A 15949-nucleotide genomic window follows, 5' to 3' on the forward strand; every position below is an offset into this window, starting at 1 on the left:
TTTGCCCTGGCCTAAATGGAGATCTTCGGCGGTGATTTGTTGCGGAGCAGGAGCGTCCTGAGTATTGAAACCATTTGCGCGCGCCCAACTCCGCGCGTCGCCACCGACACCGTCAGCATCAAGGATTTTTTGGGTCGCTGCCATCATCTTGTCCACCGCGTCGCGACTGGCGTTTGCAGCGTCGGCATTGCAGCGCATCTGGACTGCTTGAATTTCCGCTAACTTCTCAGGAGGCAGCTTCTTCGATGCCAGGATTTCGTTGATCTCGCGGTTGCCCGTACTGGCTATCTCCGACAACCGGCTCCGCAAATAATCGGTGGCATCAGCAGCCGAATTGAATGCCGATGCCTTTGCCTGGTATTTCTCAGCGAGATCTAGGTGAAACTTCTCACCCTGCTGGAATCGATCGATCAGATCATCTGCTGTGTGCCCCTGATTGTGGGCCGCAAACAGCGTCCACTGAGTACGCAAGGTCTGCGAATAAATCTGCTGCTCCACGCATGATTCGCTCCAATGCTGAGCACCAGCGCGTAGAGCCGTCGACGGTGCTGGCCACCAAGGGCCAATAAGCGCCACTGTCCAGGTCCCAGGCGGAAGGTCAAGCCCCACCGCATACCTTTTTCATCGCAATATCCTTAGCGATCACATCATCGAGCGCAGCCTGATAATCAGCATCGCTGGCGGCTGCACTGTTGTTGTTTGCAGTGACCGCTCCATACGCTGCCGCCCATGCTTTCGCGGCATCGCGACGATCGGCATCAAGTGCCAAGTTGTCAGCAGGCATGTTGAGCAGGAGTGCCCCGTTAGTATCGGCGATCCGCGCTAGCGCACGATCGTTGGCATTAGTGTCGGTCGCTACTGCCTGCGCCACTAACCTATAGGTGTCGCATAGGTGCTTTTGCGCAGCTGCAGTTTCGCTGAGGGTGTATTTCGGCAATGTGGTCGCCACGGCCAATCTTGTGGCGGGGCGAATAAGAGCGATTGCCGGTGCGCCAGCGGCGACTGCGGCCGTCACGGCTAGGGCAATCGCCAGCCATGGCCGCGCGCGTCGCGCCGGCTGCCAAGGATAGGACGGTGGCCGACTACCCACGGGCGGATGGACGCTTGGCCCCTCACCAACGCCAGCAGGTAGGTCGCCTACCATGTGCCCTCCTACTAGTCAGAACGCGCCTGACGTGCCATCACCGCTACCTCTCAATAGTGAGGCAGGCGGCGGGACGACAGCAATTCACCGTGCGGTACTGTGCCGTGCTAGCCCAACTCCCACCCATATCCCCACCCTGCGCACTCTGCCAGTCAAGCGTTCCTCGCAGCAGCGGGTGGCTCATATGCGCCCAAGGCGTATCTCCGAAGGGCTGGGACACCTGCCGTGCGGGTTTACCTATAAGGTTGCTCAGCTGCCTCCGCAGACCGTCTTCATTGCAGCGTTCTTGTTATTGGCATTGTCCAGCGCAGATTGCCAGGCGGGATCATCGCTACCCGTCGCCACGCTGGATGTTGCTGCCACATTGCTATACGACTCAGCCAGGGCAAGCGCAGCAGCGCGATCACCGGGGGCAATTGCCGGATTTGCGTTTACTGCTTCTTCCAGCATCACGGCTCCGTTTACCGTCGCCAGGTTCGCGCGGTCCGAATTTTTGCCATTCGTTTCAATTTGCACGGCGCGAGCGGCCAATCTGTACGTGTCGCACAACTTCTGATGCGCAGCCGCCGTCTGCTCTGCCGTGTACGAGGGCGTCGTTGAGGTGGTCGAGGAAACCGTTGACGAACCACCGGTAGGCCGTGTCAACGCGACCACCAGAGCCGCACCGCCCAGCAGAACAGCTACCGCGGCCAAGGCGACCGCCGGCCATGTCCTCGAACGCGGCGGCTGCGGAGGAAAAGCTGGCGCCCACTGCGTTGGATTCGGCGGCCCCGTCATTGGCCCCTGCCCAGGGGCCGGCGGCAAATCCCCCACCATGCTTCCTCCTAAGTGTCTGCAATCGCCCTTCGAGACCGTATCCCGAATACTCGGCTCCAATAGTTGAACAGCTAACGGCGTAACGAGCAATCACCGCGACTCCCGGTGGTGGCGAACTACCAGCCGCGAAAGCGTCGCTGCCGCCGATTCGCGGCGAGAACGCAGTCAGTGGTTGACGGTGCATGGGGCCCCACCGATCCGGATGGCACGTGCGACGAACAGGCAAGCGTTATAAGGCTTTTAGTGCCTCAGGGACACAATGGTCGAGCCGATCCGATAAAGGATCGGCCTCCATACCAACTTTCAAGCGTTCGATGGCGACGGGCTGGAACTGGGTCGCAGCGCGCGCATTTCGGTCGCGTTCTGCTCATCCATGTTGGTGAAACTGTTGGCCGCGTGGTGCGCCTTGGTGCCAACACCGGTCAGCGTCTCGCTGTGTGCCTGCAGGTTGTTGACGTGTTGTTCGTGCGCGACCGCGACGGCGCTATGGAATGGGTCGGCGGCGGCAAAGTCACCGAACATCCCGGACGCTACGGTCCCGCCCGCCAGTTGATCGGCCCCATCCCGGGCGTGACCGCCCGCGCGATGGGACTGGTTTCCTCCGGAGTGCAAAAGGTCGGTGTCGACGAACATCAGCACTCCTTCCCTGCGTCGAACCTTTGCATTAAGCCTTGTGATCAGGCTAAACGCGGCGCAGCGGGCGGTCAATTCACCCCAATGCCGGCCGCTGCCCAGACACCCCGCCCAACGGCCAACGGCCGCTAGAACCCGTGCCCATTGGTGACCGAGCGTGCCGGCCGCTCCCATTCCGGATCGACCACCACCGGCATCCGGATCTCCACCCGCGGCAGCGACAGCGTCCCCAACGGAGTGTGCACCCAGCCGAGAATGGACACCCGCGCCGCGTCTCGGTCGGGCGCCAGCATGCCTTCGGCCGCCAACTCGTTGCCGCGGCCGGTGACGATCTCGGTCATGTTGTGCAGCGCCTCGCTGCCCACGTCGTAGTAGTGCGAGTGGTCCGTGAACCACGGCATGACGCTGTGCGAACCGGCAACTTCGGCGCGGAACCGCACCGCCCCGAAACCTGCATGCGCCGGGTCGGTGCCCAGCCCTGCCAGCGGACCCAGCGGACCGCCCAGCGTCTCGTTGAGCCCATTGGGCAGCCCGCTACCCGACTCGCCGATCCAGCTAATCGCATCGGTTGACGCCGCACCCACATACAGCCTGCCGCCGTCGAGGTGAAAGTCTGCGGCGCGGTGCGCCAAATCCGTGCCCGGGCACCCGGTTAGCACCGCGTCGTTGGCGCGCATACCGCTGTTGGCGAACGCGTCGGCCACCGTCGTCGACCCGTAGGAATGGCCGATGACCGTCACATGAGCCCGGCTTCCCGCGTCGTGTGTGGCGGCCAGCCCATTGACGTCGCCGGCCAACAGCACACCTGCCTGCCGCGCCCTCCAGGGCGTGCCGACCTGTTCCAGTTTCGCTGGGTCGGTCACGGCCTGCTCCCAGTGGGAATCGTCGAATTCCGGTGCGTCATAACCCATCCAGGCCAGCACCGCGGTGGCGTGGTGGGGGTCGGCCCGCTGCGCTTGCGTGTAGAGGTTGATGGCGTCGTCGGCTCCGTCGGACATCCAGCCGCCGCGCACGCTGCTATTGGTGCCCGGCACGACGACCGCGGTGTTGCGGGACTTGTCCGGGTTGCCGATGGCGATGCCCGCCCTGCCCTTGCCGGCGAACGCCAGCGGGTCGTAGGCCCACAGCATCAGCGGAAGCCCTGGGTCGCACGCTTTGTTGAGGCAGTCGTTGGTCTTCACCGCGTTCTGGTACCGGACGATGTCGGTGGCGCACAGCCCGTAGGACGCCGGGTCGCTGAACATGTCGATATCCCGGTTGTGGAGCGCGTTGTCGCGCAGCGCCTCAACCGATACGCCCCGCACCCGGGCGACGGCTTCGACCTTGCTCAGGTCGTCAGTCATCGTCGCCCGATTGACCGAGTCACGCGCCTCGGCGGGAATACCGTTGAGATTGCCCAACTCCTGCGGATGCTGATCGATCAACAAACGCTGCTGAGCGTCACTCAGCGAATCCCACCACCACTTGACCTGCTCAGGGCTGGTGTCGGCGGGCGGGATCGACAACTCGTCGACGCCCCTGACGTCCGCCGGGTCGACACCATCGCCCTGCAGGCGTGCCAACGCGCTGTGCAGTAGCCGCGAATAACTCTCCCGAACCTGCTTGAGCACCAACGTGATTGCCTTGGCTTCGGTGACGGCGCTGTAGCGCAGCTCCTCGGCCGCGCAGTGATCGGCCTCCTCGAGGGCCTGGCCGATCTCGTCGTCGATGGCCGTGAGGTCATACTCCAGCGCTTCGATGTACCACGTGGACGTGCGTTGCGATTCGGCCAGCACCGCGGCGATGGTCTCCAAATCGGTTGCAATCCGCGGCAATTGCCGGCCCTCCACTGCTAACGCCCGGGTGACGCGCTGCACCTCGGCGGAGTCGTTGATCGGCAGCGCGCCGTTTCGGTGATTCCACGACGCCTCGAACCGACCTCGGGCCGCCGCAAACGCGACGTCGGCCTCCGCGGTGCTCATCCCCGCGTCATGAAACGCCCGGGCCAGGGAGGCGATCTGCGCCGGACGGCCAGCCTGCAGGCCCGAGTCGATCGACCACGGATCACCGCCGGCCTCGGCGACCAGAAACGGAATGCTCAAGTGGCGCAGCTGCATCGGCCGTACCCCCGGCGCGACGCCGCGTCAGATCACCACCCCGTACTCACAGCGCGCTGGCGCCGTCGGCGAGACCGTCACCGTCGGTATCGGTCAGCCGGACGTTCCACTTGCCGTCACCGTCGGTGTCGACGTATCCGGTCACACCGGTCTCGTCGGTGCGCAGCACCCGGTCGGCCAGCCCGTTGCCGTCGGTATCGATGAGGCGGGCGTCGGGGCGGCCGTGGCCGTCGAAGTCGACCATGGGCCCGCCGGTGTGCTCGACGCCGTCGAGGCCGAACCAACGCAGCTGCCCGGTGCGGTCCACGGCCACCGCCCACGTTCCCGAACCGTCGTCGGTGAAATAGGCCTCGGGCGTGCCGTCGTTGTCGAGATCCAGCACGGCGTGATCGACGAGGCCGTCCCCGTCCAGATCCGCCAGTGCATCGTCGCGCAGCCCGTCGTGGTCGAAGTCCAGCCCGATCGATTCGAAACGGCCATCGCCGTCAAGATCGAGGTCGGGTTGACCGTGCCAGATCGCGGCCGCGCCGCCGTCGCCTGCCAAGCAATAGTCCACAAATTGTCGGACGCGCGGCCGCGGCTACCCGTTCCCGCGAGATCGCCACCAGGACAGCAGTTCTGCGGTCGCCTCGTCGGGATCCAACGGTCCCCGCTCCAGCCGCAGCTCCTTCAGGAACCGCCACGCCTCCCCGACCTGCGGGCCGGCCGGGATGCCCAAGATCTCCATGATCTGGTTGCCGTCCAAATCGGGGCGCACCCGCGCCAAGTCTTCTTGGGCGGCCAGCTCGGCGATGCGCGCCTCGAGCCGGTCATAGGCTGCCTGCAGCCGGGCGGCCCGGCGCTTGTTGCGGGTGGTGCAGTCGGCGCGCACGAGTTTGTGCAGCCGCGGCAGCAGCGGCCCGGCATCGGTGACGTAGCGGCGCACCGCCGAATCGGTCCACTTGCCGTCGCCGTAGCCGTGGAACCGCAGATGCAGGTACACCAGCTGCGAGACGTCGTCGACCATCTGCTTCGAATACCTCAAGGCGCGCAACCGTTTTCGGACCATCTTGGCGCCGACCACCTCGTGGTGGTGAAAACTCACGCCGCCGTTGGGCTCGTGGCGTCGGGTGGCGGGCTTGCCGATGTCGTGCAGCAGCGCGGCCCAGCGCAGCACCAGATCCGGGCCGTCGTCTTCGAGGGCGATCGCCTGACGCAACACGGTCAGCGAGTGCTGGTAGACGTCCTTGTGCTGGTGGTGTTCGTCGATGGCCATCTGCATGCCGCCGATCTCGGGCAGCACCACCTCACCCATTCCGCTGTGCACCAGCAGATCGATCCCGGCCACCGGATCGTCGCCGAGCACCAGCTTGTCCAGCTCGGCGGCCACCCGCTCCGCGCTGATCCGGGCCAGCTGCGGGGCCATCCGCTCGATCGCTTCACGCACCCGCGGCGCGACGGTGAAGCCGAGTTGCGACACGAACCGGGCCGCGCGCAGCATCCGCAACGGATCGTCGCCGAACGACTCCTCCGGTGTGGCCGGGGTGTCCAGCACCCGCTGGCGCAGCGCCGCCAATCCGCCCAGGGGGTCCAGGAATTCGCCCGGTCCGTCGGGCGTGATCCGCACCGCCATGGCGTTGGCCGTGAAATCGCGGCGCACCAGGTCGTCCTCGAGGCGATTGCCGAAGCGCACCTGGGGATTTCGGGACACCTGGTCGTAGGTGTCGGCGCGAAACGTGGTGATCTCCAGGCGGCGGTCGCCCTTGCCGACGCCGACGGTGCCGAACTCGATTCCGGTGTCCCACAGGTTGTCGGCCCACCGCCGCAGGATTTGCTGCACCTGCTCGGGGCGCGCGTCGGTGGTGAAGTCCAGGTCGGGGCTCAACCGGCCCAGCAGGGCATCGCGCACCGAACCGCCGACGAGGTAGAGCTGGTGGCCCGCGGCGTCGAACGCAGAACCCAGCTCGCGCAGCATCGGCGCATGCTTGTTGAGCGCGACCGCGGCGGCGGTCAGCAGCTCGGCATCCTGGGCGGCGTCAGGCACGTTCGATCAGCCTAGTCGGACCTGCACCAAAAGCCGGTGTGAGGAGCCTCGCACGGGATCAAAGGTGAATTGACCCGGCGCGGAGCGTCAGTAGCCTTACGCGCAGCGAGAAGGGTGAACGGCGGGACGGTGCGGTGCATCTCCGATACATAAGCAAGGCCGCACTGATTATGTTCGCGGGCGGAGACCCGTGGAAGATCAACGCCACACTGCAGAGCGGCCGGCCGGCCCAGATCTCAAACCTTGCAAAAGCGTTTCATGACGCCGGACGATCCACGGGAGAAGCCGAAGCCGCGTTCAACCTGGCGCGGGGTCGCTTCGAGCAGGCTTGGACACACGAGAACGGCGAGAATCCGATCAACGGCTCGGCCGAGGTTCAACGGACCACGACCTCACTCGGGGTACAAGCAGCTCAATTACCGAAAATCGGAGCCGATCTGGAGAAGGTCGCGGCCGCACTGGCCGAGGCCCAACGGTCGGGAAGGGGCGAGATTTCCTCGCTCGAAGGCGCGCTGCAAGATCTCGACGATCAAGTCGGTGAGGCGGTCGAGCTGGAGAAGAACCGTCAGTTGACGGCTTCGGAGAGGCAGTTGCTGGATCACTACATCGACGGACTCGAGAAGCATGCGATCGATGACACCAAGGCATCAGTAGCCAATCTGACGCGAATCCGCGATCAATATTCTCAGCAGCTGCACACTTCTATGGCCAACCTGCGTGAGCAGGACGGCTACGACCCGCCAATCCAGGCATTTGACGGCGGCGTTCCGGAATCGCCCTCGCAGGACCAACGTCGTCACAACCAGATCGAGGCCTTCAAACAGGTCTTTGGCCGTGAACCATCTTCGGCCGCAGACTGGGAGACCGCTGCCGCGCTGGATTCGCAGACCTATGACTCCAAGTTCAACGGCGCCAAATCGGAGATCCGGGTGGTCAGGATCCGCCCGGTACCCGGGCAGGGGGTGGTCCGTGTCTCGCAGTGGATCGAACAACGCGATGTAAGAAGCTTTCCGCCTTGGAAGCGAGATCTTGGGAACAACCGCGGGGCCAATCCCAATTTCGACCCAGAGGACACCAAGGTAACCACATACATCGACTACGAAAATGGCATCGTTGTCTTGAGGCAGAATCCTTCCGTCGAAGAGAATTCGACAGGCGGGCCAGGCCCCGTGAAGGTCGGCATTCCGAAAGGCAGCGTGACGCAGCTCCCCGATGGATCGGTCCGGATTAAGTACGACGCCGGCAATCCTTTCGCGCCAGGCATCTCCGCCGATCCCAAGGGACCCCTTATGGACCACACGGTGACGGTCAACGGTGACCTGGTCTTCACCCCGGGGCCGGAAGGTGTGCAGGTGGATGGCACGCGCAGCAATTACCCCTCCTTGGAGGTGTATCAAGATCGGCTAGGCGGCACGACGCACACGGTGCTTACCGACCCGGCGCGATCCGGCAGCTCAGACGGACCCCTGTTGAATTTGCCCCGGCACCACGACGTAGGTCCGCTCGGCGGTAAGGCATTCGCGCCGTTCGACACCGGCCGATGGAATCCAAAGTACGATGTGCCGACTCCCCTACCTGCCACCGACTTTGGACCAGTCACCGATATCCCTGCTGTGCCCCCTCTGCCCACAGGCAGTGCAGTTCCCGCTTGATCACGAAGTGAGGACGACTAGTTATGCGGTCTTCGGCTCGCGAGCCATTCTTCGATGCTGAGGCGTGGCGTATAGCGACCGTATCTGCACCATTTGTCGTGCAAGGTGTCTTGGCGTTGCTGATGCTCACCTTATGGCTGTTGGGTGAGGGGCCGTTCAAGACGCATAGTGCGTACGCGGGCGAACGCGCCTGGATGGTGACTGCGTCGTTGATCGCCTCGGCGGTGTCTTTGTCGATCAGCGTCCCACTGGCGTGGACGCCGTCCTCACGACGTCGCGGTATCTCGCTCAGCCTCGCCGGCTGTTCCGCTCTTGTACTCGTCGGCGGCGTCCTTTACGCCTACCTGACCATGCGATGAAAGGGGTATGCCGGTGGATGGAGCGCCTTCTGCCCAATTGAATGGCCGTTACGGGCCGCTCAGTTTTCTCGTCGCCCTTGCGCATATCCTTGTGATTGACTTTGCAACTTGGCTTTTCATGCCCTGGCTGATCTTGGTTCTTCTTGCGGTACCTGTATTGCTTGCGTATGCGGTAATTGGTGCCTTCGTTGCGCGGGGCCGCGGCAAGACCGGCCAGATCGGCCGCGGGATGCTTTGGGGTAGCGTCTCGGCGCCGTTGTCGGTATTAATCTTCGTTCCCGTCTGGCTCATTGCCCAAGCGATCGGCCCGATCTGACGAGACGCCTTCCGCCGGGTCCTCCCACGCCCACCCAGCGGCGAGTATGTCCAGGAGAACATGCCGTGCCAGCTACTATCGCTTGGGTGTCGGACGGCGAACAAGGCAAACCACGTCGGCGCCGGGGGCGGCGCCGCGGTCGTGGTGCTGCAACGTCGTCGGAGAAACAGACCAACGGTCAACTGACCGGCGACTCGACCGCCACCAAGCCCCGCCGATCCCGTGCCGCGCGCCGCGCCCCGGATCGGCTGCGCACCGTGCACGAAACCTCCGCCGGCGGCCTGGTCATCGACGGCCTGGACGGACCCCGAGAATCGCAGGTCGCCGCCCTGATCGGGCGCATCGACCGGCGCGGCCGCATGCTGTGGTCGCTGCCCAAAGGGCACATCGAGCTCGGTGAGACCGCCGAACAGACCGCGATCAGAGAAGTAGCCGAAGAGACCGGCATCCGGGGCAGCGTGCTGGCCGCGCTGGGCCGCATCGACTACTGGTTCGTCACCGACGGCCGGCGCGTGCACAAGACCGTGCACCACTATCTAATGCGCTTCTCCGGCGGGGAACTCTCCGACGAGGACCTCGAGGTCGCCGAGGTCGCCTGGGTGCCGATGCGCGAGCTGCCATCCCGGCTGGCCTACGCCGACGAACGCCGGCTGGCCCGGGTCGCCGACGAGCTGATCGACAAGCTGCAAAGCGACGGCCCGGCCGCGCTTCCGCCGCTGCCGCCCAGCTCCCCGCGCCGCCGCCCACAGACGCATTCCCGGACGCGGCATTCGGAGACGCGGCATTCGGACAAACCGGCCACCGGCCGGAAGAACGGCCACGGACCGGGGCCGTGACGGCGCCGCGTTTGTGTTGGGCCGGCGGGTTGCGCATTGCCGCCGTGCTCGGCGTCCTGGCCGGGCTAGCGGTGCTCACCGGGCCGGTGACACCGCGCGCGGTCGCCGGCGAGCCGGGTGTGACGCCGTTCGTCCGAGTGCGCATCGACCAGGTCACCCCCGACGTCGTCACCACCACCAGCCCGCCCGTCGTCACGGTCAGCGGCATGGTGACCAACATCGGCGACCGGCCCGTCCGCGACGTCATGGTCCGCCTCGAGCACGCCAGCCCGGTCACCGCGTCGGCGGGTTTGCGCACCAGTCTGGACGGCGACACCGACCAGTACCAGGCCGCCGCCGACTTTCTCACCGTCGCACCCGAACTGCAGCGCGGGCAGGAGGTCGGCTTCACCCTGTCCGCGCCGCTGCGCGCGCTGACCAAGCAGTCGCTGGGCGTCGAGAAGCCCGGCATCTATCCCGTCCTGGTCAACGTCAACGGCACGCCCGACTACGGCGCGCCCGCGCGGCTGGACAACGCGCGCTTCCTGCTGCCCGTGGTGGGGGTGCCGCCGGACCGCGCCGACGACCTCGGCTCGGCCGTCGCACCCGACACCTCCAAACCGGTGGGGATCACCATGCTGTGGCCACTGGCCGACCGGCCCCGGCTGGCGCCCGGCGTGCCGGGCGGCACCATCCCCGTCCGCCTGGTCGACGACGACCTGGCCACCTCGCTGGCCAGCGGTGGCCGGCTCGACATCCTGCTGGCCGCGGCCGAGGTCGCCACCAGCCACGACGTCGACCCCGACGGCGCCGTCGGCCGCGCGCTGTGCCTGGCGGTCGACCCGGATCTGCTGGTCACCGTCAACGCCATGACCGCGGGCTACGTCGTCTCCGACTCCCCCGACGGGCCGGCCCAACTGCCCGGCACCCCCACCCACCCGGGCACCGGGCAGGCCACCGCGACCGAATGGCTCAACCGGCTGCGGGCGCTGGCGCACCGCACCTGCGTGGCCCCGCTGCCCTACGCGCAGGCCGACCTCGATGCCCTGCAGCGCGTCAATGACCCGGGCCTCAGCAACACCGCCCTCACCAGCGTCAACAGCATCGTCGACAAGATCCTGGACGTCCCCTCCACCCGCGGCGCCACGCTGATGCCCGACGGGCGGCTGACCGGCCGGGCGGTCAAACTGCTCGGCGCCAACCAGACCACCGTCGCGGTCACCGCCGCCGACCTGTCGGCCGGCGACGCCCAGGGCTCCTCGGAGACCAGCGTCGACACCGCGCCGCGGCGGGTGTTCCCGCAGGTCGTGGCGGCGCCGTTCGACCCGGCCGTCGGGGCCGCGCTGGCCGGCGCCGGCGTCAACCCCGAAGTGCCGACCTACCTCGACTCGTCGCTGACCGTTCGGCTGGCTCACGATTCGGTGACCGCCCGCCGCCAGGACGCGCTGGGCTCCATGTTCTGGCACGCGCTGCGCCACGACGACACCCCCCGCACCCAGCTCCTGGTCCCCCCGGCGACCTGGAATCTGCAGGCCGACGATGCGCAGGTGATCTTGACCGCGCTGACCACCAGCATCCGCTCCGGTCTGGCGGTGCCGCGCCCGCTGCCGGCGGTGATCGGCGAAGCCACCCAGGCCGCACAAACCGGCGCCCCACCGGCGGACCAGGTCAGCGCGGACGGCTCGGCCCGCGGGCAGTTCAACGACGACGTCACCGGCGCGATCACAGGTCAGGTCGGCCGGCTGTGGGGGCTGACGTCGGCGTTGATGACCGACGACCGCACCGGGCTGACCGGCGTGCAGTACACCGCGCCGCTGCGCGAGGACATGCTGCGTGCGCTGAGCCAATCCGAACCGCCGGACAGCCGCAACGGGCTGGCCCAGCAGCGGCTGGCGGTGGTCGGCAAGACGATCAACGACCTGTTCGACGCCGTGACGATCGTCAACCCGGGCGGCTCCTACACCCTGGCCACCGAGCACAGTCCGCTGCCGCTGGCGCTGCACAACGGCCTGGCCGTGCCGATCCGGGTGCGGGTGCACGTGGACGCCCCGCCCGGCATGAACGTCACCGACGTCGGGGTGATCGAGCTGCCGCCGGGGTACCTGCCGCTGCGGATCCCTATCGAGGTGAACTTCACCCAGCGGGTCGCGGTCGACGTGACCTTGCGGACCGCCGACGGGATGCGGCTGGGCGAGCCGGTGCGGTTGTCGGTGCACTCCAACGCCTACGGCAAGGTGCTGTTCGCCATCACCCTGTCCGCCGCGGCGGTGCTGGTGCTGCTGGCGGGCCGGCGGCTGTGGCACCGCTTCCGCGGCCAGCCCGATCGCGCCGACCTGGACCGCCCCGATCCCCCCGATGCCCGGCACGCCGCCCAGCCCGACCTCGCCGACCCGCGCGTCGAACAAGAGCACCGCGTATGAACCCCGCCTACCGGCAGGCCGCACCGCACCACCGCCGCCTGCCCGAGCCGCCGCGGCGTCCCCGCATGCCGGGCTCCCCGCCGACCGGGCCGCTGCCGCCCGTCCCCGCCGGAATCGACCGGCGCCGCCCGGAGCTGTCGGACTCGGCGCTGGTGTCGCGGTCGTGGGCGATGGCGTTCGCGACGTTGGTCAGCCGTCTTACCGGCTTCGCCCGGGTGGTGCTGCTGGCCGCGATCCTGGGCGCGGCGCTGTCCAGCGCGTTCTCGGTGGCCAATCAGCTGCCCAACCTGGTGGCGGCCCTGGTGTTGGAGGCGACGTTCACCGCGATCTTCGTGCCGGTGCTGGCCCGCGCCGAGCAGAGCGACCCCGACGGCGGCGCGGCGTTCGTGCGGCGCCTGGTCACGCTGACGACCGCGCTGCTGATCGGCGCGACGGCGCTGTCGGTGGCGGCCGCCCCGCTGCTGGTACGGCTGATGCTGGGCCGCACCCCGCAGGTCAACGAGCCGCTCACCGTCGCCTTCGCCTACCTGCTGCTGCCCCAGGTGCTGGCCTACGGGCTCACTTCGGTGTTCATGGCAATCCTGAACACCCGCAACGTGTTTGGGCCGACAGCGTGGGCGCCGGTGGTCAACAACGTCGTCGCCCTCGCCACCCTGGCGGTGTACGCGCTGGTGCCCGGCGAGCTGTCGGTGGATCCGGTGCGGATGGGCAACGCCAAGCTGCTGGTGCTGGCCGTCGGCACCACGCTGGGCGTGTTCGCCCAGACCGGGGTGCTGCTGGTGGCGCTGCGCCGCCAGCACGTGGACCTGCGTCCGCTGTGGGGAATCGACCAGCGGCTCAAGCGATTCGGCACCATGGCCGCCGCCATGGTGCTCTACGTGCTGATCAGCCAGCTTGGCCTGGTGGTCGGAAACCAGATCGCCAGCACCGCAGCCGCTTCCGGCCCGGCGATCTACAACTACACCTGGCTGGTGCTGATGCTGCCGTTCGGCATGATCGGCGTGACGGTGCTGACCGTGGTGATGCCGCGGCTGAGCCGCAACGCCGCCGCCGACGACACCCGGGCCGTGCTGGCCGACCTGTCGCTGGCCACCCGGCTGACCCTGATCACGCTGATCCCGATCGTGGCGTTCATGACCGTCGGCGGCCCCGCGATGGGCAGCGCGCTGTTCGCCTACGGCCACTTCGGCGACGTCGACGCCGGCTACCTGGGCGCCGCGATCGCCCTATCCGCGTTCACCCTGATCCCCTACGGCCTGGTGCTGCTGCAGCTGCGGGTGTTCTACGCCCGCGAACAGCCCTGGACCCCGATCATGATCATCCTGGTCATCACGGCGGTCAAGATCCTCGGTTCGGTGCTGGCGCCGCACCTCACCGGCGACCCCAAGCTGGTGGCCGGCTTGCTCAGTCTGGCCAACGGCGTCGGCTTCCTGGCCGGCGCGGTCATCGGCTACGTCCTGCTGCGCCGCACGCTGCTGCCGGGCGGCGGCCACCTGATCGGGGTCGGCGAGGTGCGCACCATCCTGGTCACGCTGACCGCCGCCATGCTGGCCGGACTGGTCGCGCACGTGGCCGACCGGCTGCTGGGGCTGGGCGCGCTGACGGCGCACGGCGGCGGCGCCAGCTCGCTGCTGCGCCTGCTGGTGCTGGCGCTCATCATGGTGCCGATCACGGCCGCGGTGATGCTGCGCGCGCAGGTTCCCGAAGCCCGGGCCGCCCTGGACGCCGTCCGCTTCCGCATCACGGGCCGGGGACCGCGGCCCCGCAAACCCGCTGCGCCGGATCAATCGTCTCACCGGCGCCCGGTCACGTACCCTGAGCAGAGGAATTCGTCCCCGCCTGGGGTAAATGCGGTCCAGGAGCCGATCCGGCGCAGGCCTCCGGAGCGGGCAAACCGAGCCCGGCTAGTGAAAGGACCGGAGGTGACCGACCGCCCGATGGAGAGCGCCGCATCCAGCGCCGGGCCCGGCACAGGGTCGGGTGCTCCGCGGCCGGTCGCCGACGACTTCCAGCCCGACATTCCCGCCGACCAGCCCGACATTCCCGCCGACCAGCCCGACATTCCCGCCGACCAGCCCGACCGCCCCCGCAAGGCCGACCCGCGGCCCGCCGACCAGAAAAACGGCGACGCCGGGACCCGCCGCGGCCCGTTCGACGTGCCCCGCGAGCGCACCGCCGACTCGTCGACCGACGACGTCCACCTGGTCCCCGGCGCCCGCATCGCCGGCGGCCGGTACCGGTTGCTGGTGTTCCACGGCGGCGCCCCGCCGCTGCAGTTCTGGCAGGCCCTCGACACCGCCCTGGACCGGCAGGTGGCGCTGACCTTCGTCGATCCCGACCGCGCCCTGCCCGACGAGGTGCTGCAGGAGATCCTGTCCCGCACGCTGCGGCTCAGCCGCATCGACAAGCCCGGCATCGCCCGGGTGCTCGACGTGGTGCACACCGGCTCCGGCGGCCTGGTGGTCTCCGAGTGGATCCGCGGCGGATCGCTGCAGGAGGTCGCCGACACCGCGCCGTCACCGGTGGGCGCGGTGCGGGCCATGCAGTCGCTGGCCGCCGCCGCCGACGCGGCGCACCGCGCCGGCGTCGCCCTGTCGATCGATCACCCGAGCCGGGTGCGGGTCAGCATCGAAGGCGACGTGGTGCTGGCCTACCCGGCGACCATGCCCGACGCCAACCCGCAGGACGACATCCGCGGCATCGGGGCCGCGCTGTATGCGCTGCTCGTCAATCGGTGGCCGCTGGCCGAGAGCGGGGTGCGCAGCGGGCTCGCACCGGCCGAACGCGACTCCTCGGGCAACCCCGTCGAACCGATGGCCATCGACCGCGACATTCCCTTCCAGATCTCCGCGGTCGCCGTCCGGGCGGTCCAGGATGACGGCGGAATCCGCAGTGCCTCAACGCTTTTGAACCTGCTTCAGCAGGCCACCGCGGTCGCCGACCGCACCGAGGTGCTCGGGCCGATCGACGATTCGCCCTCGCCGTCGACGGCGCTCATCTCGCCCGGGAACGATCCGGCGACCTTCGCGCGGCGGCGGCGCAACGTGCTCATCGGGGTGGGCGCCGGCCTGGCCGTCCTGGTCGCGGCGCTGCTGGTGCTGGCGTCGATCGTGAGCAAGATCTTCGGCAACGTCGGCGGCGGCCTCAACAAGAACGAGCTGGGCCTCAATGGGCCCTCGTCGTCCACGTCGGCGCCGCAGACCACCACGTCCACGGCCGCCGGCAGCGTCGTCAAACCCACCCGGGCCAGCGTCTTCTCCCCCGACGGCGACGCCGACAACCCCGGCACCGCCGGCCAGGCGATCGACGGCGATCCCTCCACCGCCTGGGCGACCGAGGTCTACACCGACGCCGTGCCGTTCCCCAGTTTCAAACAGGGCGAGGGCCTGATCCTGCAGCTGCCCAGCCCGACCGTGATCGGCCAGGTCAGCATCGACACCCCCAGCACCGGGACCAAGGTGGAGATCCGGGCCGCGTCGTCCCCGACACCGGCCGGCCTCAACGACACGACCGTGCTGGCCCCGGCCTTCACCCTCAAGCCGGGCCACAACGTCATCCCGGTGCGGGCCGGTTCGCCGACGTCGAATCTGCTGGTGTGGATCTCGACGCTGGGCACCACCAACGGCAAGAGCCAGGCCGGATTTTCCGAGATCACGGTCCAGGCCGCGTCCTGAA

The 15949-nt window shown here is 67.8% G+C and carries 13 protein-coding genes; 7 read left to right on the forward strand and 6 right to left on the reverse strand.

Annotation, left to right across the window (positions count from 1 at the left end):
- Window positions 1-15: 15 nt before the first annotated feature.
- A complete protein-coding gene (locus tag MAA44156_RS23755; RefSeq protein ID WP_023880699.1) occupies window positions 16-222 on the forward strand; it encodes a hypothetical protein in 207 nt (68 codons plus the stop codon).
- 376 nt (window positions 223-598) lie between these two features.
- On the opposite strand, the gene MAA44156_RS23760 is transcribed toward MAA44156_RS23755, so the two are convergent.
- From MAA44156_RS23760 to MAA44156_RS23085, 6 genes are all read right to left on the reverse strand, one after another.
- A complete protein-coding gene (locus MAA44156_RS23760; RefSeq protein WP_023880700.1) occupies window positions 599-1144 on the reverse strand; it encodes a hypothetical protein in 546 nt (181 codons plus the stop codon).
- 249 nt (window positions 1145-1393) lie between these two features.
- A complete protein-coding gene (locus MAA44156_RS23065) occupies window positions 1394-2050 on the reverse strand; it encodes a hypothetical protein (protein WP_029248669.1) in 657 nt (218 codons plus the stop codon).
- A 213-nt stretch (window positions 2051-2263) separates the two neighbouring features.
- Window positions 2264-2593 carry a DUF2563 family protein gene (locus MAA44156_RS23070; RefSeq protein WP_033716208.1) on the reverse strand — a complete coding sequence of 110 codons (330 nt, stop codon included), beginning with the start codon at window positions 2591-2593 and terminating at the stop codon, window positions 2264-2266.
- 128 nt (window positions 2594-2721) lie between these two features.
- On the reverse strand, window positions 2722-4689 hold the full coding sequence (locus MAA44156_RS23075; RefSeq protein WP_009979966.1) for a putative alpha/beta hydrolase: 1968 nt from the start codon (window positions 4687-4689) through the stop codon (window positions 2722-2724).
- A gap of 46 nt (window positions 4690-4735) precedes the next feature.
- Window positions 4736-5245 (reverse strand): hypothetical protein, encoded by a 510-nt coding sequence (locus tag MAA44156_RS23080; protein ID WP_009979967.1) that lies wholly within the window; start codon window positions 5243-5245, stop codon window positions 4736-4738.
- Between the two features lie 24 nt (window positions 5246-5269).
- Window positions 5270-6712: a CCA tRNA nucleotidyltransferase gene (locus MAA44156_RS23085; RefSeq protein ID WP_009979968.1), complete on the reverse strand. Its 1443-nt coding sequence runs from the start codon at window positions 6710-6712 to the stop codon at window positions 5270-5272.
- 134 nt (window positions 6713-6846) lie between these two features.
- On the opposite strand from MAA44156_RS23085, the gene MAA44156_RS23095 reads away from it, so the two are divergent.
- From MAA44156_RS23095 to MAA44156_RS23120, 6 genes are all read left to right on the forward strand, one after another.
- Window positions 6847-8364, forward strand: coding sequence for a putative alpha/beta hydrolase (locus tag MAA44156_RS23095; RefSeq protein ID WP_169312324.1), 1518 nt, complete (start codon window positions 6847-6849; stop codon window positions 8362-8364).
- Window positions 8365-8474: 110 nt separating this feature from the next.
- Complete coding sequence (locus MAA44156_RS23100; protein ID WP_224111707.1) at window positions 8475-8723, forward strand: hypothetical protein; 249 nt, start codon at window positions 8475-8477, stop codon at window positions 8721-8723.
- A 7-nt stretch (window positions 8724-8730) separates the two neighbouring features.
- Window positions 8731-9039, forward strand: a complete 309-nt coding sequence (locus tag MAA44156_RS23105; protein WP_050427695.1) for a hypothetical protein — start codon at window positions 8731-8733, stop codon at window positions 9037-9039.
- A gap of 86 nt (window positions 9040-9125) precedes the next feature.
- Window positions 9126-9875 carry an NUDIX hydrolase gene (locus tag MAA44156_RS23110; RefSeq protein WP_003878297.1) on the forward strand — a complete coding sequence of 250 codons (750 nt, stop codon included), beginning with the start codon at window positions 9126-9128 and terminating at the stop codon, window positions 9873-9875.
- Complete coding sequence (locus MAA44156_RS23115; protein ID WP_009979973.1) at window positions 9872-12274, forward strand: hypothetical protein; 2403 nt, start codon at window positions 9872-9874, stop codon at window positions 12272-12274. Before MAA44156_RS23110 ends, MAA44156_RS23115 begins: the two co-directional genes overlap by 4 nt.
- A gap of 65 nt (window positions 12275-12339) precedes the next feature.
- Window positions 12340-15948 (forward strand): lipid II flippase MurJ, encoded by a 3609-nt coding sequence (locus tag MAA44156_RS23120; RefSeq protein WP_033716647.1) that lies wholly within the window; start codon window positions 12340-12342, stop codon window positions 15946-15948.
- Window position 15949 lies beyond the last annotated feature (1 nt).

This window comes from Mycobacterium avium subsp. avium, from assembly GCF_009741445.1.
Taxonomy (GTDB): Bacteria; Actinomycetota; Actinomycetes; order Mycobacteriales; family Mycobacteriaceae; genus Mycobacterium; species Mycobacterium avium.